Below are 22,464 nucleotides of genomic sequence, written 5' to 3' on the forward strand. Positions count from 1 at the left end.
AATTAAGCTATTAGCCCGGAAATTGATTTCCGGGTGGGTATAGAAGCATACAAATAACCCCTAATTAACTTTTTTCCACCAAATAACCACAACGATGTTCACCATGAATCAACCAATGAGTCCGTTCCACAGTACAATCTGGAAGAATAGCCGCAAACATTTCCAATTCATGACCACAAACGCTGGGAAAAGATTCCGCAACATCAGAAATAGCGCAGGTATGTTCCACAAAAATAAATCTTTCCGCACCACTAGCATCTGATTCCACAGCGTGAAACTCCGCCATAAAACCTTCAGCCTTTCGCAATTCTATCAAATTTGCGACCCGTTCCTGCAAAGAACCATTACCCACCCGTTCATGATATTCTTGGGCTTTACGTTCCCACTGTTTCCGTAAAATAGACTTTACTTGGTCACGTCCCACAGTTTCCGCTAAAGTGTCAAGAAGAGAAACCGCAAACTCGCCATAACCATCACCTAAGCGGTTAGCACTTTTTTGCAAATGTGATCTTCCCCCCCGACTCAAGTGATAAACGTGCTGGGGTCTGCCCATACTCGGCTGTTCTGATACCGAATATAGAACTAACTCCTCCATCTCTAAATCCTTTAAATGACGACGAATCGCTTGGGGACTCACATCCAAAAAGTTCGCCAACTCAACAGCCGTTGCTTGTGAGTGTTTCAATAGATACTCTAGGATATCCTGCTTAGTTGAGGTCTGCTGGGTAGTCGCCATCTTCTCTACTAGACGCTTCGCAAACGTCCCAAAATAAAAAACTTTTTTTCTGAAAATTTAACTTAAACAACATTGTTGTTGTTAATCTATCGTACAATGAAAATAGATTAAACAACAGCCGAATTGTTTTAGTCGTTAAACCTATTCTAGCAGTCCTGTTAGGAATTGGTAACAGAAAACGGGAATTAGCTTTGTGCAGCCCGTCGCCCGTCCTTTAAAGAGAACACAAGAGAACCGATGAGCGCATCCGTCACCACATTAGTCAACCAACCTTATAAGTACGGCTTTGTTACCGATATTGAAGCCGATACTATTCCTCGTGGGTTAAGCGAAGATGTTGTCCGCCTAATTTCCGCCAAAAAGAATGAGCCGGAATTTATGCTGGAATATCGTCTCCGAGCATATCATCAGTGGCTGAAAATGACAGAACCAACTTGGTCTCATGTCCAATATCCGCCTATTAATTATCAGGATATTATTTATTATTCCGCACCGAAACAAAAGAAAGCTAAACTCAACAGTTTAGACGAAGTTGATCCAACTTTATTGGAAACCTTTGCAAAATTAGGTATTCCTTTAAATGAACAAAAGCGATTAAGTAACGTTGCTGTTGATGCGATTTTTGATAGTGTTTCTGTTGCGACTACATATAAAGAAAAACTTGCCAAAGATGGCGTAATTTTCTGTTCTTTTTCGGAAGCTTTACAAGAACACCCAGAATTAATTAAAAAATATTTGGGTAGCGTTGTTCCCATTGCTGATAATTATTTTGCAGCTTTGAATGCGGCTGTATTTAGTGATGGTTCTTTCGTTTATATTCCCAAAGGCTTAAAATGTCCGATGGAATTGTCTACCTATTTCCGCATTAATACCGGAGATACAGGACAATTTGAACGGACTTTAATTGTCGCCGAAGCAGGAAGTTATGTTTCTTATTTAGAAGGTTGTACAGCGCCAATGTACGACAGCAACCAATTACACGCGGCGGTTGTTGAATTGGTAGCTTTAGATAATGCGGAAATTAAATATTCTACTGTGCAGAACTGGTACGCTGGTGATGTCAATGGTAAAGGCGGAATTTACAACTTTGTAACTAAACGTGGTTTGTGTCAAGGTGTCAATTCTAAGATTTCTTGGACTCAAGTAGAAACAGGTTCTGCTATTACTTGGAAATATCCTAGTTGTGTTTTGATTGGTGATAATTCTGTGGGTGAATTTTACTCGGTTGCATTAACAAATAATATGCAGCAAGCTGATACTGGAAGTAAGATGATTCACGTGGGGAAAAATACCCGCAGTACAATTATTTCTAAAGGTATTTCTGCTGGTAAATCTAGCAATAGTTACCGGGGTTTGGTGAAGATTAATCCCACTGCAAAAGGTGCGAGAAATTATTCTCAATGTGATTCGATGTTAATTGGGGATAATGCTCAAGCGAATACTTTTCCTTATATTCAAGTTCAGAATAATACGGGTAAGGTGGAACATGAGGCTTCTACTTCTAAGATTGGTGAAGATCAATTGTTCTTTTTTGCTCAACGGGGTATTTCTTCGGAAGATGCTATTTCGATGATGATTAGCGGTTTCTGTAAGGATGTTTTTAATCAGCTTCCTATGGAGTTTGCTGTTGAGGCTGATAAGTTGTTGAGTCTGAAACTAGAGGGTAGTGTGGGTTAAGAAAACGAACCACAGAGGCACAGAGTACGCAGAGAAAGAGAGGAAGAGAAGATGATTGTTGAGAATAGTGATTTGATTTTGTCGGTTAAGGATTTGACGGCTGATGTTGATGGAACTCCGATTTTAAAGGGGTTGAATTTGCAGGTTCGCGCTGGGGAAGTTCACGCGATTATGGGTCCGAATGGTTCTGGGAAGAGTACGTTTTCTAAGGTTTTGGCGGGACATCCAGCTTATACTGTTACTGGTGGTGAGGTGGTTTTTCAAGGACAAAATCTTTTGGAAATGGAAGCTGCGGAAAGAGCTAGGGGTGGTGTGTTTTTAGCTTTTCAATATCCTCTAGAAATTCCTGGTGTGAGTAATTTGGATTTTTTACGAGTTGCTTATAATTCTCGTCAGAAATCTAGAGGTTTGGAGGAGGTTGACGCTTTCGATTTTGATGATTTGGTTGAGGAAAAGTTGGATATTGTGAAGATGAATTCTTCTTTTCTTAACCGCAGTGTGAATGAGGGTTTTTCTGGTGGGGAAAAGAAGCGGAATGAAATTCTGCAAATGGCGATTTTAGAACCAAAGTTGGCGATTTTAGATGAAACTGATTCTGGTTTGGATATTGATGCTTTGAAAATTGTTGCTAATGGAGTTAATCAGTTAACCAATGCTGAAAATGCCACAATTATGATTACTCACTATCAGCGTCTTCTCGATTATATTGTTCCTGATTTTGTTCACGTTATGGCACAAGGACAAATTATCAGAAGTGGTGGTAAGGAGTTGGCGTTAGAGTTAGAATCTCGTGGTTATGATTGGGTTCTCGAAGAAGCTTTGGGAGTGGGTGTGTAATGTCTATTCCAGTTTCTCTTACTTCTATTCCTAATTCTCTATTAGATAGAGATGCTTTTTTAACTGGTTTGTTAAATCAGGTAACTACCAAAAAATCAGATGGTTGGTTACAGGATTTGCGCGACGGTGCTGCTAATTGGGTGCGTCATTCTGTTATTCCCAATACCCGCGAGGAAGAATGGCGGTTTACTGATTTATCATCTTTGAAACAGGTAACATTCAATAATAATGTAGAGACGTTCCATGGAACGTCTCTACAATCCATTATTTTACCTGAAGTTTCTCAGCGGTTAGTGTTTGTTAATGGTGTGTACTCACCTGATTTATCTAATACTGAAAATTTACCTTCTGGGTTAATTGTTGGTAATTTGAATGTTTTATCCAGTGAGATTGTAGGGGAATATTTAGCTCAAGCGGAAGGTGCGAAGGAAGTTTTTACGGCTTTAAATACTGCGGCTTTAAATGATGTCGCTGTGGTATGGGTTGGTAAAAATGTGGTGCTGGAAACACCAATTCATCTATTATTTATTTCTGTTTCTGGTGAGTCTGCGACTATTTCCCAACCTCGCGTTTTAGTAGTAGCTGAAAGTAACTCTCAAGTAACTTTAATTGAAGAGTATATTGCATCTTCACAAAATGAGGGTGTTTACTTCACTAATAGTGTTACGGAAATTTGGGTAAATGAAAATGCTCAGGTGAGTCATAATAGAATTGCGCGAGAAGGTGCTGCGGCTTTTCATGTTGGGAAAACTGCTGTTACTCAGGCGCGATATAGTCGTTATAGTTGTAATGCTGTGACGGTTGGGGGGAAAATCTCTCGTCACAATTTGGAGATTTTGCAAACTGGTGAACAAACGGAAACGACGCTGAATGGTTTGACTGTGATTGCTGATAATCAATTGGCTGATACTCACAGTACTTTATCTTTAAATCATCCCCATGGTGTGAGTAAACAGTTACATAAGTGCATTATAGGCGATCGCGCTCATGGTGTCTTCAATGGTAAAATATTTGTTCCTAAACTGGCGCAATTAACTAACGCATCTCAATTAAATCGCAATTTGCTATTATCATCTAAGTCCAGAATTGACACCAAACCTCAATTGGAAATCACTGCTGATAATGTTAAATGCGCTCATGGTGCTACGGTCAGTCAGTTGGAAGATGATCAAATATTCTACCTGGAAAGTCGCGGCATTGATGAAAATAATGCTCGAAAATTATTAGTTAATGGTTTCGCAATGGAAGTTATTAACTTTATTCCTGTTGCTTCTTTGCGTGAGAGTTTGTTGAAAACTGTTACAAGTCTCACCAATAAATGATAAAACTTCGGGAACTCACCCCTAAAAAAGGTGAGTAAACCCCGCACCTACTAACACAAAAAGCTCTAAAACTTTCTTTCTCTGTGTCCTCTGTGCCTCTGTGGTTCGTTCTTCTTAAATTCTGCAATACTCCTAAATTCTAGTTATTATTCTGAACATCTAAACTCCTGAACTTCTTCTTCAACATGACCATCACTTCTACCAAATCTCTCGCTGATAAAGTTCGTTCTGACTTCCCCATTTTACATCAGGAAGTCCACGGTAAACCACTGGTTTATCTCGATAATGCAGCTACTTCTCAAAAGCCTTTATTCGTATTAAATGCTTGGCGTGATTATTACGAACAATATAATTCAAATGTCCATCGTGGCGCACATTTTCTCAGCGGAAAAGCTACTGATGCTTATGAGGGTGCGCGTGATAAAATCGCTAAATTTATTAATGCTAAATCACGCCAAGAAATTGTTTACACCCGCAACGCAACTGAGGCTATTAACCTAGTCGCTTACAGTTGGGGAATGAACAATTTACAGCCAGGAGATGAAATTATTCTCTCGGTCATGGAACACCATAGTAATATCGTTCCCTGGCAATTTGTCGCTCAAAAAACGGGTGCAATATTGAAGTTTGTGGAGTTGACGACCGAAGAAACTTTTGATTTAGAGCAGTTTAAAAACCTGATTTCTGAAAAAACAAAACTGGTGTCTATTCTGCATATTTCTAATACTTTGGGTTGCATAAATCCAGCTAAAGAAATCGCCGAAATTGCTCATAAATACGGTGCGAAGTTCTTACTTGATGCTTGTCAAAGTGTCCCCCATACTCCTATTGATGTCGAAGAACTTGACTGTGATTGGTTGGTAGCTTCTGGACATAAAATGTGCGCTCCCACTGGCATTGGATTTTTGTATGGTAAGTTGGAATTACTAGAAGCAATGCCGCCATTTTTTGGTGGTGGTGAGATGATTGCAGAGGTATTTTTAGACCATTCCACCTATGCAGAATTACCCCATAAATTTGAAGCTGGTACTCCGGCTATTGGGGAAGCGATCGCCCTTGGTGCAGCGATAGATTATCTTACTAATATTGGTATGGATAAAATCCATGCTTATGAAGCGGAATTAACGGCTTATTTATTCGCGCAATTAGGGCAAATACCCCAAATTAGAATCCACGGACCAAAACCCAATGCTGAAGGGGAAGGGAGAGCCGCATTAGCAGCTTTTACGGCAGAAGGTGTTCACGCTAATGATTTAGCAACTTTGTTAGATCAAGAAGGTGTGGCAATTCGTTCTGGACATCATTGTACTCAACCATTACACCGTCATCTAGGTTTAGCAGGAACTGCACGGGCCAGTTTATCTTTTTACAATACCCGTGAGGAAATTGATGTTTTCATCAAAGCTTTGAAGGAGACTTTGGACTTTTTTGCTGGAGTGTTTGCTGAGTAAATGTAGGGTGGGTATTTCCCACCTTGTCGCTTGCCAGATTAAATGACCACTTGACAAATTAATGTCCACAAAAATATTAACACCTAAACCCTTGCTATGTAAGGGTTTTATTATTTTAACCTATATTGAGCCTCTTCAACATCAATTGACAAAATAACTGTCCGAGTTGAAATACCTGACTAATTAGTTGTCCTCTATCGAAAATCGTGATTTTTCCAATCCTTACTTTACTTGACAAATTAATTGTCCTCCGATAGAGTATAATTCAACTATGTTTTTAATAAACATATATGCTAGAAACACAAGATGATAAACCCAATGACGATGAAGTAGAAGATAGCGAGATTATCACTCAACTATCCGCAGGTGATAAAGAACTATTGGAACTAATCCAGAAATTACTCGAACCATGCGATCGCACAACCTACGGAGAAAGACAAAGGGAGGTAGCAGCCAAACTAGGTAAGTCAGTCCGAACAGTCCGCAGACTGGTTAAAAAATGGGAAGAACAAGGTTTAGCCGGACTGCAAACCACTCAACGGGCTGACAAAGGTAAACACCGCATAGATTCTCAGTGGCAAAAATTCATCATCAATACCTATAAAGAAGGTAATAAGGGTGGCAAGCGAATTACTCCCCAACAGGTTGCCATTAGAGTACAGGCAAAAGCAGCAGAATCGGGTGATGAGAATTATCCCAGTTATAGAACCGTTTATCGAGTTCTACAACCGATTATTGAGGAACAAGAGCAAAAAGCGAGTGTTAGAAATCGTGGTTGGCGCGGTTCTCGATTATCACTAAAAACCCGTGACGGACTAGATTTATCTGTAGAATACAGCAATCATATCTGGCAGTGTGACCATACTCGTGCTGATATTTTACTGGTGGATCAACATGGTGAACTTTTAGCTCGTCCTTGGCTGACAACAGTTATAGATACTTACTCCCGTTGCATCATCGGCATTAATTTAGGTTTTGATGCACCAAGTTCTCATGTTGTGGCTTTGGCTCTGCGTCATGCCATATTACCTAAAAAATATGGATCAGAATACGGACTACATGAGGAATGGGGAACTTATGGCAAACCAGAACACTTTTTCACTGATGGGGGTAAAGATTTTCGCTCTAACCATTTGCAACAGATTGGTGTGCAGTTAGGATTTGCTTGCCATCTCCGAGATTCCTACGGAGCGCTTCGCTATCGCCCCAGTGAAGGCGGTATTGTCGAACGTCCTTTTGGGACTTTAAATACTGATTTATTTTCTACCTTACCAGGATACACAGGCTCAAATGTGCAGGAACGTCCAGAGGAAGCGGAGAAAGAAGCCTGTTTAACTTTACGAGAATTAGAACGTCTATTGGTAAGGTATCTCGTAGACAAATATAACCAAAGTATTGATGCTCGTTTAGGAGATCAAACCCGTTATCAAAGGTGGGAAGCTGGGTTAATTGTTGCCCCCAATTTAATCTCAGAAGAAGATTTGCGTATTTGTTTGATGAAGAAAATTCGACGCTCGATTTACAGGGGTGGATATCTGCAATTTGAAAATCTCACATATCGGGGTGAAAACTTGGCTGGTTACGCTGGGGAAAGCGTGGTGTTGCGATTTGAACCCAAAGACATTACAACTATCTTGGTTTATCGTCAAACAGGTTCTCAAGAAGAATTTTTAGCTCGTGCTTATGCTCAAGATTTGGAGACGGAACAATTGTCTCTTGATGAGGCTAAAGCCATGAGTCGCAGGATTCGCCAAGCAGGTAAAGAGATTAGCAATCGTTCGATTTTGGCTGAAGTAAGAGACAGAGAAACTTTTGTTAAGCAAAAGAAAACCAAAAAGGAACGCCAAAAAGAAGAAATTGTTGTAGTTGAAAAAGCTAAACAACCTGTGATTGTTGAACCAGAAGAAATAGAAGTGGCATCTGTGGAAACGGCTTCATTACCAGATATGCCAGAGGTTTTTGATTATGAACAAATGCGCGAAGATTACGGGTGGTAAATCATGACTTCACAACAAGCCCAAAGTGTTGCTCAAGAATTAGGTGATATTCTCCCCAATGACGAGAAATTACAAGTAGAAATTCACCGATTGAATCGCAAGAGTTTTATTCCCTTGGAACAGGTGAAAATGCTCCATGATTGGTTAGATGGCAAGCGACAATCACGGCAGTCGGCTATTCGGACTTTAAAGAAGGGATTATCAAAGATTGATTTGGAAACTCTGAAGGAAGTAACGGCGGAGTTTGACACTCTCAGGGCTAAAGCCGCTGAGATTCTTGGTTCAACGAGTCCACTTAACTTAAACCCCTTGCGGTATCTAAGCCAGAGGTGGTTCTCTCCCCAAGCGTTAACTTTCCCCCTGCCCGGAGGTAGTTGCATTATTGCATATTGCATTATTGCAAATTTTACTTGAGTTTAAATTCTGTGTCGCCTAGCTCCCATGAAGATTTTACCTATTCCTGGGTAGGAACTAGAACTATGGAATAGAACCCCATATCTTCAGTTGTCAAGGTACAGATTGCCGTTAGGCAGTTAGGTTTTTAGACAGGTTGATTACCATTCCTGTTACAAAAAGTATAACACCATAAAACACAGAAAAATAAATAATGGAAGTTGGGGAAATTAATCCTTGGTTGTTTCAGGTAGAACCATATCCGGGAGAAAGTCTGAGTCATTTTTTGGGACGCTTTCGACGGGCAAATGATTTAACAACAACTGGTTTAGGTAAGGCTGCTGGGGTTGGGGGTGCGATATCCAGATGGGAAAAGTTTCGTTTTAATCCCCCTCCTTCTCGGCAACAATTGGAGGCTTTCGCTAAGGTTGTGGGCGTTGATGCTGATAGGTTGGAGCAGATGTTGCCACCTGCTGGGGTGGGAATGAATCTTGAACCTATTCGGCTTTGTGCTGCTTGTTATATGGAGTCGCCTTGTCATCGGATTGAGTGGCAGTTTAAGGTGACTCAGGGGTGTCAGCATCATCATTTAAGTTTGTTGTCTGAATGTCCTAATTGTGGGGCTAGGTTTAAAGTTCCGGCTTTGTGGGTTGATGGTTGGTGTCATCGGTGTTTTTTGCCGTTTGGGGAGATGGGGAAGTGGCAAAAGTTTTGGCTTATGCAAGGTAATATTATCGATCTTTAATTACCCGTTGCATATTTAATTACTGACTGTGATATATTAGGGTGATCTCACATTATATCACTGATAATCTTTCAGTGTTTATATATGACTCTTACTTAAATTTAGATATGGTTGTAGGTCTGAACTCTGTTCGTGAACTTTTAGAAGCTGCTTACTCAACTCTCAATTTTCAAGAGGGTGAGCTTCTTGCTACAGATATTCCTCCTACTAACTTGACGCTGGAACAATGGATTGAAAAAGGAGATTGGCTATCTTTAGGTAAGCAAGTTGGGGCAGAAAAGATTTTTTTTGTTAACAATAATCCTATAATTGTTTTTGCTGGTGTAGAAGAAACAGAAGATGATGAGGTTTTACGTCGTGTTTTTAATAAAATTTGGTGCATGGCAAGACCTCAATATTTATTTTTAGCGAAACAAGGTGAACTTGCTGTTTATGATTTAACTAAGCCTCCATCTAAAACTATTAAAGAGTGGCAAAACAAGGAGTCATTAGCTGTTGCTAGAACTACAGCCGAGGTAGCATCAAAATTATATCAATATAGGCGTGAGCAAATAGAGTCTGGTAGATTATTTGAAGATCACCGTTTTGGGACAGACAACCAACGGGCTGATCAATCTTTAATTCAGGATCTTAAGAGAGTCCGTTTTGCTCTCATGGATGAAGGGCTTATAGGAGATAAATTAAAATATGCTCATTCCCTTATAGGTAGATCAATTTTTATTAGATATTTAGAAGATAGAGAAATACTTTCACAGGAGTATTTTGATGAAATAGCACAAGAAAATCCACAATGGCAACATTTACTAAATGCACCAGACTTCCTGCCACGTAATCTTGAGCCTGAAGCTAAACAATTCTATATCAGGATTCTAGGAAACAAAGATTTTACCTATGCACTTTTTGAAAGACTAGCTAATGATTTTAATGGAGATATGTTTCCCTCCGATCTTCAAGAGAAACAGGCAATTACAGCAGATCATCTTGAGCTTTTACAAAGTTTTTTAACGGGAGATTTTTCTTCACAAAGATCATTATTCTTTTGGGCTTATAAATTCCAAATTATACCTATTTCCCTAATTAGCAGTATTTATGAAGAATTTTATCATGAAGAAAATGAAGAATCAGATAATTTTGGTACACATTATACACCTGGTTCGTTAGTAGAATATCTTCTTTCCAAAGTTCTAAACCCAGAATGTCTAGATACAAATCCTCGTGTTATTGATCCTTGCTGTGGATCAGGAATATTTTTAGTTGAATCCTTCAGACGCATAATTCGCCATCATGTTTATAAAAATAATGGACTCCGGTTAAATGCAGAAAAAATGAGAGAGATTTTACGCAATCAAATTGCAGGTATTGAAATTAACGAAGAAGCTATACGCATAACATCATTTAGTTTATATCTTGCTCTTATTCACTATCAAGAAGCTCCGGATATACTTAAACAAATTAAAAATGGAAAACATCTACCCAATCTTATTTACCAAGATGGTTGGAGTGATGACAAACAGCATTTTAATAATTTACTGAGAGCAAATACGTTTGATATTGCTTCAGCTATAAAAGATAATAATGAAATATTTAAAAGGTTTAATAGTAATTGTGCTGATGTAGTAGTTGGTAATCCTCCTTGGGGTTCAAGTCCAACTGGATGGAACACAATAGCTAAATGGTGTAAAACGCATGAATACCCAGTTGGAGATAATGAAAGATCCCAGGCTTTTATCTGGAGAGTGCTTGATTTATTGCGTGATAATGGTTGGGCATCTCTTCTAGTATCTACAGGTGTTTTGTTAAAGACACACAAAAACAGTAAATCATTTAGGAGCGAGTGGCTTAAAAAAGTTGAACTTAAGGAAGTTATTAACTTTGCTCATGTCAGAGATGTTTTTTTTAGTCGAGCTACAAAAGCTCATAGAAAAAATAAAACATCCGCAAAAACTAGTAGTAAAAAATCCAAAAAATCCTCTGCAATTGCTCCATTTGCCTCAGTTTTATTTTGCAAAAAAAGTGATGTACAAACTCAGAAAAACTATGTTTTATATTGGTCAGCTAAAAAAACTGCAATGGTTAAGGAGCTTCAAGCAGTTGTTTTGAGTGTTGTTGATCGTCATGTAGTAAAACAAGCAGACTTTTTGCGTAATGATACTCTTTGGAAAATTTACTGGTGGGGTAATCATAGAGATGTAGCCCTGATATCAGCTATAAATTTATATACTCCTCTAGGAGTTTTGCATGATCCAGATAATAGTGGACAGGGTTTTCCTAAAGGAATTAAAAATACAAAACCTTCAGGATTTTTGCTTGAATATAGACAGTTACCAGTTAAAAAGTTTCAGAGATACGGTTCTATTAATTCCAACGATTTTGAACAACCACCTGCAAGAGTAAATCGAAAAGGTAAAGCAAGTTTCTATCAAGGAGATAGATTACTTATAAAGCATGGTATTACTCAATCTTCTGATCAAAAAGGGCAGATTATAGCTCGCATGGAATCAGCCAAATTCTGCTTCACTAATTCAATCAACTGCATTAAATTAATTCAACCAGAAACGTGGAAATATAAAGTTATTCTGGGGATTTTGTGGTCTTCATTACCACGTTATTACTTTTTTCTGACTTCCAGTAAATGGGGTATATGGCATGATGGAATCTATATGGATGAATATCTAAATCTTCCGATTGCTTTACCTACAGATAGCAATCTACGTGAGCGAATTATTCAGATTGTTGAAGAACTACAAAATTGGAATCCAGTTGAAAGATATGAATTAGTGAAGCAAGTAAGAGATTCACTGCTTAATACCATACCAATTATTTGGCTACTTATTGGGAGAATCAACTGTATAGCGGGTAGGATATTTTTGTACAAGTTCCACAATTATCAAATACAGTTAAATAATCAACTAAAAGATTTAGAGTATAGGTTAGATGAAGCAATATTTGATTTATATGAGTTGAATATATCAGAACGTGACCTAATCAGAGATATGTGTGATGTTGGAATAGAATTTTTCTACAACCACAGTAATAGTCAGGCTGTGCAATCTTTAAATATAAAATCTCTTCCAAAATTGCAAGGTACTATTGCAGATATTTCCAATATACGTGGTAATCAAAATCATATTCAAAGCTATATTTACACTTTTCTCAATATTTGGAATCGTGAACTTGAACCTGATGGTGAGTTTAATTGGAAAGTCATTGATGCTGAAACAAATTCAAGTATGTTAGCTGTTGTATTTTCAACTCAAGAGAAAAATATTTCTCTACCAGACAGTTCTAATTCTAGTGAAGATGAATGGAAAGAAATATTAGGAAGCATTGGTCAACATAATTTAGTTCCTTATGACAGCCATCAAATTTATATTGATGGTATGATTCGTGTAGTTAGCGATACTCAAATTATTATCATTAAGCGTAATGAAATGAGATTGTGGACTCGTAGTATGGCTCGTGAAGATGCTGAAGCTACCTTGTTACAAGCAATTCACTTACAAGAAACTATTCAAGATGATGAGGGTGAGATATTATGATCCGTATTAGTAGGCAAAGAGAAGATATATGGACTAGACATGAAAAAAGAGTATTGGAAATATTTAAACTAGCTTTAAAAATGCTCCGTGAAGAATCTTCACTTCCAGATAATGAAAATGAAATAAATCGGAAATTATGTCTTCTTGTACGTCGCGCAAACGGGGATTTACAAAATCAAAATCAAGGTATTGAGTGGCCTATTACCTATGAATCAAATAACCAACCAGATGCAGATGATGTAACTCAAAGTACACGAGAATTTAAACGTCCAGACTTTCAATGGGGTGTATGTGATACTAACGAACTTGACCCTGATAGAAGGGACAAATTTTATATTATTGAATCCAAGCGACTAGGTTCTCCATCAAGTTCCACATGGATATTTAATAAAAACTATGTAGTTAGGGGTATTAAACGTTTTGTTGATCCTGAATGGAGTTATGGTAAATCATCACACTCAGGCGCAATGATTGGCTATATCCAATATATGGAATTGCAAACTATTTTGGAGGAAGTTAATACTAATGCTGCATCTGAGTTATTACCTAATATTACTATATCTTCTGATGGTGAACAACCAGATATCACAAGACTAGACCAAAGATTAGAACGTGAACAGATTCAACCTACGCCATTTGATCTGAGACATCTTTGGGTTGATTTAAAGCACCATTATAAAGATAAAGATAAAACAAACCAACAAATAGAAGAAGAAGTTAGTAAACCCAAGCAAACTAATAATAAATCTAGAACGACCAAGAAAAGTAAAGGTGGAGAACCTTTAGAAAAAGAGGTTAGTAAACCCAAGCAAACTAATAATAAATCTAGAACCACTAAAAAAAGTAAAAGTGGAGAGCCTTGATTATTTAATATTTGAGCTTTTTGCAAAAATAAACAGATATTAAAGTTAGTTTGCTCGAGCGAAATTAATTGTTATTAGCTAAATATAATTTTTCCCTAATTTCAGAACTAAATGTTGATAAATAACATCTAACCACACCGGAATAACAGCCTTACCTTCATCCAGAGATGCGATCGCTTTTTTCCTGTCAAATTCTACCAAAGAAAGCGAATCATCCTGTGATAACAACAACATATACCGCTTCCCCTGACCCGAAATAAACAACTCCGGTTCTTGTTCCTTCAGTGTTTTGTGAGTTTCACAGGCAATATCAAAACTTATCCCCGTAGACAGCCAATAGACCAAAGCAGCCAGTTCCACCAGATTAGACCTGGAGTAATAAATACTGCGTCCCGTTCCCGTATCACTAATCACAGGCACAACAATCCCCTTCTCTCGCCAATACTGGATCTGGCGGAGAGTACAACCTGTAATTTGAGCCGCTTCCTTACTTGTGAAAAATGTTTCTTGCATAAAAAACATTTTACAGAAAACCAACATAATACAAATATGTTAGTATTAGACAAATATGTTTATTAAGTATGAGCCAAATCACTATTCAGTGTCGTTTAGTAGCCAGTAAAACCACCCGTCAACAGCTATGGCAGTTGATGGCAGAGAAAAACACGCCACTGATTAACGAACTACTGAGTCAAATTGGTAAACACCCGGAATTTGAAACATGGCGACAAAAAGGTAAACACCCCACAGGTATAGTCAAAGAACTGTGTGAACCCTTGAAAACTGATCCGCGCTTCATGGGGCAACCTGCACGGTTTTACACCAGTGCCACAGCATCAGTAAACTATATTTATAAATCCTGGTTTGCCTTAATGAAGCGGTTTCAGTCCCAACTAGACGGCAAACTGCGCTGGTTAGAAATGCTCAATAGTGATACTGAATTAGTAGAACAAAGTGGAGTCTCTTTGGATATACTTCAGACTAAATCTGCCGAAATTTTGGCTCAATTTGCTCCCCAAAATCCTGCTGAAACTCAACCAGAGAAAGGTAAAAAGACTAAAAAAGGGAAAAAATCTCCAACTTCAGATAGCGAACGTAATTTATCAAAAAACCTATTCGACACTTACAGTAATACAGAAGATAATTTAACTCGTTGTGCCATTAGTTATTTACTCAAAAATGGCTGTAAAATTAGCAATAAAGCAGAAAATACCGATAAATTCGCTCAACGTCGCCGCAAAGTAGAAATCCAAATTCAACGTCTCACAGAAAAATTAGCCGCTCGAATTCCCAAAGGACGAGATTTAACCGACACCATAAGATTAGAAACTCTTTTTAATGCCACTCAGACCGTTCCTGAAAATGAAACAGAGGCGAAATTATGGCAAAACATTCTGTTAAGAAAATCCAGTCAAGTGCCGTTTCCAGTCGCTTATGAAACCAACGAAGATTTAGTTTGGTTTAAAAATCAATTTGGGCGGATATGTGTAAAATTCAGTGGCTTGAGTGAGCATACCTTTCAAATTTATTGTGATTCTCGCCAACTTCACTGGTTTCAACGATTCCTAGAAGATCAACAAATTAAGAAAAATAGTAAAAATCAACATTCTAGTGCCTTATTTACCCTGCGAAGTGGTCGTATCTCTTGGCAAGAAGAAGAAGGCAAAGGAGAACCCTGGAATATTCACCATTTAACCCTTTATTGTTCTGTAGATACTCGTCTATGGACAGAAGAAGGAACAAACTTAGTCAAAGAAGAAAAAGCCGAAGAAATTGCTAAAACCATCACCCAAACAAAAGCTAAAGGTGATCTAAATGATAAACAACAGGCACATCTCAAACGTAAAAATTCCTCTCTAGCCAGAATTAATAACCCCTTCCCTCGTCCAAGTCAACCTTTATATAAAGGACAATCTCATATTCTAGTTGGTGTGAGTTTGGGTTTAGAAAACCCTGCCACAATTGCAGTTGTAGATGGTACAACGGGAAAAGTTTTGACATATCGCAATATCAAACAACTACTTGGTGAAAATTATAAATTACTCAATAGACAGCGACAACAAAAACACCTATTATCCCACCAACGCCATATCGCTCAAAGGATATCAGCACCAAATCAATTTGGCGATTCAGAGTTAGGAGAGTATATAGATAGGTTACTGGCAAAAGAAATTATTGCAGTTGCCCAAACATATAAAGCTGGCAGTATTGTTATCCCAAAATTGGGAGATATGCGAGAGCAAATTCAGAGCGAAATTCAATCTAAAGCTGAACAAAAATCAGATATAATAGAAGTTCAACAAAAGTATGCCAAACAATATCGAACCACTGTTCATCAATGGAGCTACGGTAGATTAATTGCCAATATTCAAAGTCAGGCAAATAAAGCAGGAATCGCTATAGAGGAGGGAAAACAACCAATTCGAGCGAGTCCCTTAGAGAAAGCCAAAGAATTAGCCATAAACGCTTATCAATCCCGAAAAGCCTGATTGACAAAATACCGAACCTTGATAATAGAATAGGAAATAACAATAGCGCCGCAGTTCATGTTTTTTATAAACCTCTGTCCTGTGATAAATGCGGGTTAGGTTGACTGTTGTGAGACAGTCGTGCTTTCTGACCCTGGTAGCTGCCCACCTTGATGCTGCTGTTCCTAGTGAACAGGAATAAGGTGCGCCCCCAGTAATAGAGGTGCGGGTTTACCGCAGTGGTGGCTACCGAATCACCTCCGAGCAAGGAGGAATCCACCTTAATTATTTATTTTTGGCGAACTATAAGCGAGGTCAATTTCCCTGGAGTTTTGCCAAAAGTCCAAATCCCCTGTCTAGTCTGTGTTTCAGATGTTGAGATGCTTTGATAATCCTCCCTTTAAAGGGAAATTAAGAGCAAATTTAGGACATCCGCCAAAATTGCTTTTGGAAGTGTCTTCAGATAAGGGTTTGGTCGGGCGGAGTTTCAACACCCCTCCCGGAGTGGGGCGGGTTGAAAGGGATAACTTCAGACTGAGTTAATCTGCGAAATGCGTTTTAACACCCTCGGGGAGTGAGGCGGGTTGAAAGTTGCCCATTCTTCACAGAGTTCAACATCACAATGTTGTTTCAACACCCCTCCTGGAGTGGGGCGGGTTGAAAGATTTTTATGCAAAAATACTAAAAAATTTTTAGGTGGGTTGAAAGATCGGAAGGTCGTCGGTTTAATTTGGACGGAGCTTATAATAGTAAACGAACTATTGAGCATAAGGGACAATAATTTGGCAAGACGGACACTAATTTGTCAACGCGGTCAAATAATTTGGCAAGTGACATCCCACCTTTTTTAATTAATAATAAAGGCCAGCAGTTGGATTTGAACCTACGACCTTCCGATTACAAGTCGGATGCACTACCACTGTGCTATGCTGGCGATTTTGGTAAGAAGGTTTTTGATTGCCTCACCGATTTCATATTATAACATGGGGACATGATTTGTCTAGAGGGTAAGCAAAATATTTTTCTGATTGCCAAAAATTGGCAAAACTAGCCGCTAGGTTGTAGATTGATGCAAAAATATTTGGTACAGTGCAATTGGAGTATTCCTGGTGACACGGTTATACAAAGGCGCGGAAACATTTGTTCTTTATAGATAATCAAGCATGGCAGCATTAATAGGCAGAGATTTATTAAGTCTAGCGGATCTGAGTTCTGGGGAACTGCAAGAACTTCTGGAATTGGCTACTCAACTAAAGTCGGAAAAACTCAAGTTGCATTGTAATAAAGTTTTGGGTTTGTTGTTCTCCAAAGCTTCAACACGCACTAGAGTGAGTTTTACAGTCGCAATGTATCAACTGGGGGGACAGGTAATTGATCTTCATCCTCATGTCACTCAGGTAAGTCGAGGAGAACCTATCCAGGATACTGCTAGGGTGTTAGATCGTTATTTGGATGTTTTAGCCATTCGCACCTTTGCTCAACAGGAGTTGGAAACTTTTGCGAAGTATGCGAAAATTCCTGTAATTAATGCCCTCACAGATTTAGAACACCCTTGTCAAATATTGGCTGATTTACTCACCATTCAAGAAAAATTTGGAACTTTGGCAGGTTTAACTTTAACCTATGTCGGTGATGGTAATAATGTCGCTAATTCCCTGATGTTGGGTTGTGCTTTGGTGGGAATGAATATCAGAATAGCTTTTCCGTCAGGATACTCCCCAGACGCGGAAATTGTGGAAAAATCTCGAGAAATAGCCAATAAAAAAACTGAAGTTCTCTTAACCCATGATCCCGAAGCAGCAGCTAAAGGTGCATCTGTACTTTACACTGATGTTTGGGCAAGTATGGGACAAGAAACACAGGCAAATAACCGGTTCCCTGTTTTTCAACCTTATCAAATTTCTGAACAATTATTAAGTCTTGCAGATCCAGAAGCAATTGTTTTACACTGCTTACCAGCCCACCGTGGTGAAGAAATTACTGAAGAAGTAATTGAAGGTTCACAATCACGGGTTTGGGACCAGGCAGAAAATCGTCTCCACGCTCAAAAAGCTTTACTTGCAAGTATTCTTGGGGCAAAATAACAATATTGGTAATTGGTAATTGGTAATGGGTAATTGGTAATGGGTAATTGGTTAAATTTTTATCTGTTCCCTGTTCCCTGTTCCCTATTAGTTACCAATTACCATAAATATTTAATAAAAGCTTGTTAAGGGAAGATTTTTGTAGTACCAATGTTCTAGGGACATTTATTATTTACTTCCCGATAAAATTATGGAACGTCTCACAGATCCTCAAAAAGAACTATACGAATGGTTGGTTGAATATATCAGGTTGAATCAACATTCTCCCTCGATTCGCCAAATGATGGAAGGGATGAATTTGAAATCTCCAGCACCCATTCAAAGTCGGTTGGAACATTTACGCAATAAGGGTTACATTGGCTGGAATTTAGGTAGGGCGAGAACTTTGCGGATACTTCATCCTGTTAAACAAGGTGTACCAATTTTAGGAACTATTGCCGCAGGTGGTTTGATTGAACCGTTCACAGATGCCGTCGAACATTTGGATTTGGCTAATTTATCATTACCACCTCAAAGCTATGCTTTAAGGGTCGCTGGGGATAGTATGATTGAAGATTTGATTGCAGATGGTGATGTGGTATTTTTGCGTCCTGTTGCTGAACCTAACCAATTAAAAAATGGGACTATCGTGGCTGCGAGAGTGGAAGGACACGGTACAACTTTAAAACGTTTTTACCGCCATGATGATCTTGTTACTCTCAAACCTGCAAATCCTAATTACAATCCCATAGAAGTATCGGCTATGCAAGTAGAAGTGCAAGGTTCTTTGGTGGGTATTTGGCGTAATTATAACTAAAGGTTGTCAGTTGTCGGTTGTCGGTTGTCGGTAGGGGCGAAGCATTTGGAAGATAAATTATCGATCATTGCCAAAAATAGTTCTCCAAATGCTTCGCCCGTACAGTTGTCAGTTGTCAGTTGTCAGTTGCAAATAAAAAACAAGTAACTACTGATTCTTACCAATTACCAATTTATGTACCTAACGCGAAATGCAGTACCGAAATTGCCTACTTTTAAACTCAAGTTACCTTATGCGGGGGAGAAAAAGGGCAGCTATCAAGTTAAGCAACCATTACCGGGATTTCCGAAAATGCCTTTATCTCTGCAATTGCGGGGATATCAACGTCAAGCTGTGACTAGCTGGTTTGCTAATCATGGTCGGGGGACATTAAAAATGGCTACTGGTAGTGGTAAAACTATTACTGCATTAGCGATCGCTTGTGAATTGTACCAGCAAATTGGTTTACAAGTCTTGTTGGTGGTGTGTCCCTATCGTCATCTTGTTACCCAGTGGGGCAGAGAATGTGAGAAATTTAACTTACAGCCGATTTTAGCCTTTGATAATTTACGCAGTTGGCAAAGTCAACTTTCTACGCAAATCTATAATCTGTGTTCTGGTTCTCAAGATTTCGTGACGATAATTACCACTAACTCGACTTTAATTGGTGATGGTTTTCAGACACAACTTAAATATTTTCCGCCGAAAACGTTGATTATTGGTGATGAAGCTCATAATTTAGGCGCACCGAAACTAGAGGAAAGTTTACCCCGAAATGTGGGTTTACGTCTAGCTTTATCAGCCACACCAGAAAGATATTTTGATGATGATGGTACAGAATCTTTATTAGATTATTTTGGTCATATTCTCCAACCTGAATTTAGTTTACAGGATGCGATTTCTCAAGGTGCATTAGTTCATTATATCTATAATCCGGTATTGGTAGAATTGACAGAAACGGAGAGTATCGCTTATTTAAAATTAACCAAAAAAATTGGGCGTTCTCTCCTTTATCGAGATCGAGATATGGGGGAAATGGGAGATTTTGAAGACAACGAAGATATCAAATCATTATTAATGCAAAGGGCGCGGTTAGTTGGCACTGCAGAAAATAAATTAACAGCCTTACAAGAGTTAATGGCAACTCGTCGAGGAACTACCCATACATTGTTTTATTGTAGTGATGGTTCTCAAGAAATCGGACAACGTTATTCTCTGCGTCAACTCAAAGCTGTTGCTCAAATTTTGGGAGGAGAATTAGGTTATAAAGTCAGTACCTACACAGCAAATACTTCTTTGGAAGAAAGAGAAATTTTACGTCGTCAATTTGAAAGTGGAGAATTACAGGGTTTAGTCGCAATTCGGTGTTTAGATGAAGGTGTGGATATTCCCGCTATTCAAACCGCAGTAATTTTATCAAGTTCGGGAAATCCCCGGCAATTTATCCAACGTCGGGGACGGGTTTTGCGTCCTCACCCTGGGAAGGAACGGGCAACAATTTTTGATATGATTGTTTTACCGCCAGATTTAGATAGAGAAACTATTGAAGTAGAACGGAATTTATTAAAGAAGGAATTACGGCGGTTTGTGGAATTTGCTGATTTAGCTGATAATGCTGGGGAAGCAAGAATGAAGTTATTAGCATTGCAAAAAAGATATGGGTTATTGGATATTTAACAAAGTTAAAAAACTCCCCAAAAAAAACCTCAACAATTCGCAATATTTAGTGGAAGCTTGAGGTAAGTGAGGTTAAAATTACAAGCAATGTCTAAATCTGAAGTAGAACTATGAAGACGGCTGAAAAACTGGCTGCTGGTTGGTTACTCACACTCGGATTCATGTTTTTGGCGATATCAGTCTCAGAAATAATAGATAAATCAGCGCAGTCAGGAGTAACAGTATATCCTGTGGAGGGGGAACAGGTATTTTCTGCTCCCAATGCGGCTCAGAAGAGTAAAGATACGATTGTGGGAGGGATAATTTTTGGTGTTCCTAGTGCGATATTGGGGAGTTGGTTAGCATTAGGATTGTATAAACAAAGTCAACAAGAGAAAAAAGCCTTAAAGCAGCAAAACAGTGAACAATTACAAGCGCAGTTTTATCAAATGTTACTAGAAAATCAAGGACGAGTAACTTTGTTAAGTTTTGCTATGCAGTCTCAATTACCAGCAGCGGAAGCTAAACAATATTTAGATAAGAAAGCTAAAGAATTCAATGCGAATTTTCAAGTAACCGAAGAAGGGGCTGTATCATATCATTTTGATGTTTAATAGGTGAGATGACACAATTTTTCTTAACTATAGCCGCCATTTTTGGCGGTTTGTCTGTTGCTGGTGGTGCTTTTGGCGCTCATGCTTTGCGGGAAAAAATTAGCGAGCGCTCTTTAGAAATATTTGACACTGGCGCTCGTTATCAAATGTACCACGCTCTGGCACTTTTGTTGGTTGCCATGCTCATGAGTCGTTTAGAAAATCCCCCAAGGACGCTTTTAGTCAGTGGTTGGTTATTTATTATTGGTGTGGTGATTTTTTCCGGTAGCTTATATGCTCTCAGTTTAACTGGTATTAAGTCTTTAGGCGCAGTTGCCCCATTGGGAGGATTGGCATTAATGCTGGGTTGGGCTGCTTTAGCTGTGGCTGGTGCAACCATCAAGTTTTAATCAGTAGCAAATGGGAAATGGAGTCTAAATTATCACTCAAAATCTTCGTTTTCCCTTGCCTGTTACCTTTTCTCTCTTATCTATTGAAAAATAGTATCATCAGTTGGTGACATCAAGTAGGTAGAATATTACCACAGTCTTATGAAATAGGTGTAGCCAGCACGTGAAGATATTTATATATCACACTCCCGAATTGACCCCAAATGATACAGTTCCAGAATGTGCGATCGCTGTTGATGTTCTGCGAGCAACTAGTACAATGGCCACAGTATTAGCCGCTGGAGGTGAAGCTGTACAGGTTTTCAGCGATTTAGATCAACTGATGACAGTGAGTGAACAATGGCCTTCAGACAAGCGACTTAGGGCTGGAGAAAGGGGTGGTGCTAAAGTAGCTGGTTTTGAGTTGGGTAACTCACCCTTAGATTGCACAGCCGAATTAGTTGCTGGAAAAAGGTTATTTATTAGTACCACCAATGGGACAAGGGCTTTACAGCGGATACAAAACGCCCCCATTGTTCTCGCAGCAGCTTTGATTAATCGGGCAGCAGTAGTTAAATTTCTTTTAGAAAAGCAACCGGAAACAGTCTGGATTGTTGGTTCTGGCTGGGAAGGAAGTTATTCTTTAGAGGATACAGTATGTGCGGGGGCGATCGCTCATAGTATTTGGCAACAAACTAATTGTCCCCTAGAAGACATCAGTGGCAATGATGAAGTGGTTAGTGCGATCGCTCTTTATTCCCAATGGCAAAATGACCTATTAGGATTATTACACAAAGCTAGTCATGGTCAACGATTATTACGCTTAGAATGTTTAGAAGACCTGAAATATTGTTCCCAAACTGATACTTTAGATATTTTACCGATTCAAACAGAACTAGGAGTATTAAAAAGTCAAAATAACTAATAGGAGTCAGGAGT

18 protein-coding genes and 1 tRNA gene are annotated in these 22,464 nt (G+C 38.8%); 16 read left to right on the top strand and 3 right to left on the bottom strand.

Translation table 11 applies throughout. The features are described 5' to 3' along the window. Positions 1 to 64: 64 nt before the first annotated feature. Positions 65 to 736, bottom strand: a complete 672-nt coding sequence (gene sufR, locus FJR08_RS03355; RefSeq protein WP_015080913.1) for an iron-sulfur cluster biosynthesis transcriptional regulator SufR — start codon at positions 734 to 736, stop codon at positions 65 to 67. 237 nt (positions 737 to 973) lie between these two features. Between sufR and sufB the strand changes: the two genes are divergently transcribed. The 9 genes from sufB (at position 974) to FJR08_RS03400 (ending at position 13,560) form a co-directional block, all read left to right on the top strand. After that, positions 974 to 2,413, top strand: a complete 1,440-nt coding sequence (gene sufB / locus FJR08_RS03360) for a Fe-S cluster assembly protein SufB (protein WP_015080912.1) — start codon at positions 974 to 976, stop codon at positions 2,411 to 2,413. A gap of 51 nt (positions 2,414 to 2,464) precedes the next feature. After that, complete coding sequence (sufC, locus tag FJR08_RS03365) at positions 2,465 to 3,250, top strand: Fe-S cluster assembly ATPase SufC (RefSeq protein WP_168632155.1); 786 nt, start codon at positions 2,465 to 2,467, stop codon at positions 3,248 to 3,250. Then, positions 3,250 to 4,572 carry a Fe-S cluster assembly protein SufD gene (sufD, locus tag FJR08_RS03370; RefSeq protein WP_168632156.1) on the top strand — a complete coding sequence of 441 codons (1,323 nt, stop codon included), beginning with the start codon at positions 3,250 to 3,252 and terminating at the stop codon, positions 4,570 to 4,572. The genes sufC and sufD overlap by 1 nt, the downstream gene beginning before the upstream one ends. A 185-nt stretch (positions 4,573 to 4,757) precedes the next feature. Then, complete coding sequence (locus FJR08_RS03375) at positions 4,758 to 6,023, top strand: cysteine desulfurase (RefSeq protein ID WP_168632157.1); 1,266 nt, start codon at positions 4,758 to 4,760, stop codon at positions 6,021 to 6,023. Between the two features lie 290 nt (positions 6,024 to 6,313). After that, positions 6,314 to 8,020: a Mu transposase C-terminal domain-containing protein gene (locus FJR08_RS03380; RefSeq protein WP_168632158.1), complete on the top strand. Its 1,707-nt coding sequence runs from the start codon at positions 6,314 to 6,316 to the stop codon at positions 8,018 to 8,020. A 3-nt stretch (positions 8,021 to 8,023) separates the two neighbouring features. Further along, on the top strand, positions 8,024 to 8,434 hold the full coding sequence (locus tag FJR08_RS23455) for a hypothetical protein (RefSeq protein WP_254435674.1): 411 nt from the start codon (positions 8,024 to 8,026) through the stop codon (positions 8,432 to 8,434). 193 nt (positions 8,435 to 8,627) lie between these two features. Then, positions 8,628 to 9,158 (top strand): TniQ family protein, encoded by a 531-nt coding sequence (locus FJR08_RS03390; RefSeq protein WP_168632159.1) that lies wholly within the window; start codon positions 8,628 to 8,630, stop codon positions 9,156 to 9,158. Between the two features lie 74 nt (positions 9,159 to 9,232). After that, positions 9,233 to 12,697 carry a class I SAM-dependent DNA methyltransferase gene (locus FJR08_RS03395; protein WP_217357473.1) on the top strand — a complete coding sequence of 1,155 codons (3,465 nt, stop codon included), beginning with the start codon at positions 9,233 to 9,235 and terminating at the stop codon, positions 12,695 to 12,697. Continuing rightward, entirely contained in the window at positions 12,694 to 13,560 is an 867-nt protein-coding gene (locus FJR08_RS03400; RefSeq protein ID WP_217357474.1) for a hypothetical protein, read from the top strand. Before FJR08_RS03395 ends, FJR08_RS03400 begins: the two co-directional genes overlap by 4 nt. Before the next feature lie 78 nt (positions 13,561 to 13,638). On the opposite strand, the gene FJR08_RS03405 is transcribed toward FJR08_RS03400, so the two are convergent. Continuing rightward, positions 13,639 to 14,073, bottom strand: coding sequence for a MerR family transcriptional regulator (locus tag FJR08_RS03405; protein ID WP_168632160.1), 435 nt, complete (start codon positions 14,071 to 14,073; stop codon positions 13,639 to 13,641). A gap of 68 nt (positions 14,074 to 14,141) precedes the next feature. Between FJR08_RS03405 and cas12k the strand changes: the two genes are divergently transcribed. Then, positions 14,142 to 16,049, top strand: a complete 1,908-nt coding sequence (gene cas12k / locus FJR08_RS03410; protein ID WP_168632161.1) for a type V CRISPR-associated protein Cas12k — start codon at positions 14,142 to 14,144, stop codon at positions 16,047 to 16,049. Between the two features lie 841 nt (positions 16,050 to 16,890). On the opposite strand, the gene FJR08_RS03415 is transcribed toward cas12k, so the two are convergent. Further along, positions 16,891 to 16,962: transfer RNA gene (locus FJR08_RS03415), tRNA-Thr, on the bottom strand. A 229-nt stretch (positions 16,963 to 17,191) separates the two neighbouring features. Here FJR08_RS03415 and argF point away from each other — a divergent pair. The 6 genes from argF (at position 17,192) to FJR08_RS03445 (ending at position 22,450) form a co-directional block, all read left to right on the top strand. After that, complete coding sequence (gene argF / locus FJR08_RS03420; RefSeq protein ID WP_015080838.1) at positions 17,192 to 18,112, top strand: ornithine carbamoyltransferase; 921 nt, start codon at positions 17,192 to 17,194, stop codon at positions 18,110 to 18,112. A 190-nt stretch (positions 18,113 to 18,302) separates the two neighbouring features. Then, positions 18,303 to 18,908, top strand: a complete 606-nt coding sequence (gene lexA / locus FJR08_RS03425) for a transcriptional repressor LexA (protein ID WP_015080837.1) — start codon at positions 18,303 to 18,305, stop codon at positions 18,906 to 18,908. A gap of 174 nt (positions 18,909 to 19,082) precedes the next feature. Next, the gene (locus FJR08_RS03430) at positions 19,083 to 20,564 is read left to right on the top strand and encodes a DNA phosphorothioation system restriction enzyme (protein ID WP_168632162.1); all 1,482 of its coding nucleotides are present in this window, start codon (positions 19,083 to 19,085) and stop codon (positions 20,562 to 20,564) included. A 110-nt stretch (positions 20,565 to 20,674) separates the two neighbouring features. Further along, complete coding sequence (locus tag FJR08_RS03435; protein WP_168632163.1) at positions 20,675 to 21,157, top strand: hypothetical protein; 483 nt, start codon at positions 20,675 to 20,677, stop codon at positions 21,155 to 21,157. An 8-nt stretch (positions 21,158 to 21,165) separates the two neighbouring features. Next, positions 21,166 to 21,546, top strand: coding sequence for a DUF423 domain-containing protein (locus FJR08_RS03440; RefSeq protein WP_168632164.1), 381 nt, complete (start codon positions 21,166 to 21,168; stop codon positions 21,544 to 21,546). 163 nt (positions 21,547 to 21,709) lie between these two features. Continuing rightward, positions 21,710 to 22,450 (top strand): 2-phosphosulfolactate phosphatase family protein, encoded by a 741-nt coding sequence (locus FJR08_RS03445; protein ID WP_015080833.1) that lies wholly within the window; start codon positions 21,710 to 21,712, stop codon positions 22,448 to 22,450. The last annotated feature ends 14 nt before the right edge of the window (positions 22,451 to 22,464 follow it).

It is taken from the genome of Dolichospermum sp. UHCC 0260 (assembly GCF_009711985.1).
GTDB lineage: Bacteria > Cyanobacteriota > Cyanobacteriia > Cyanobacteriales > Nostocaceae > Dolichospermum > Dolichospermum lemmermannii.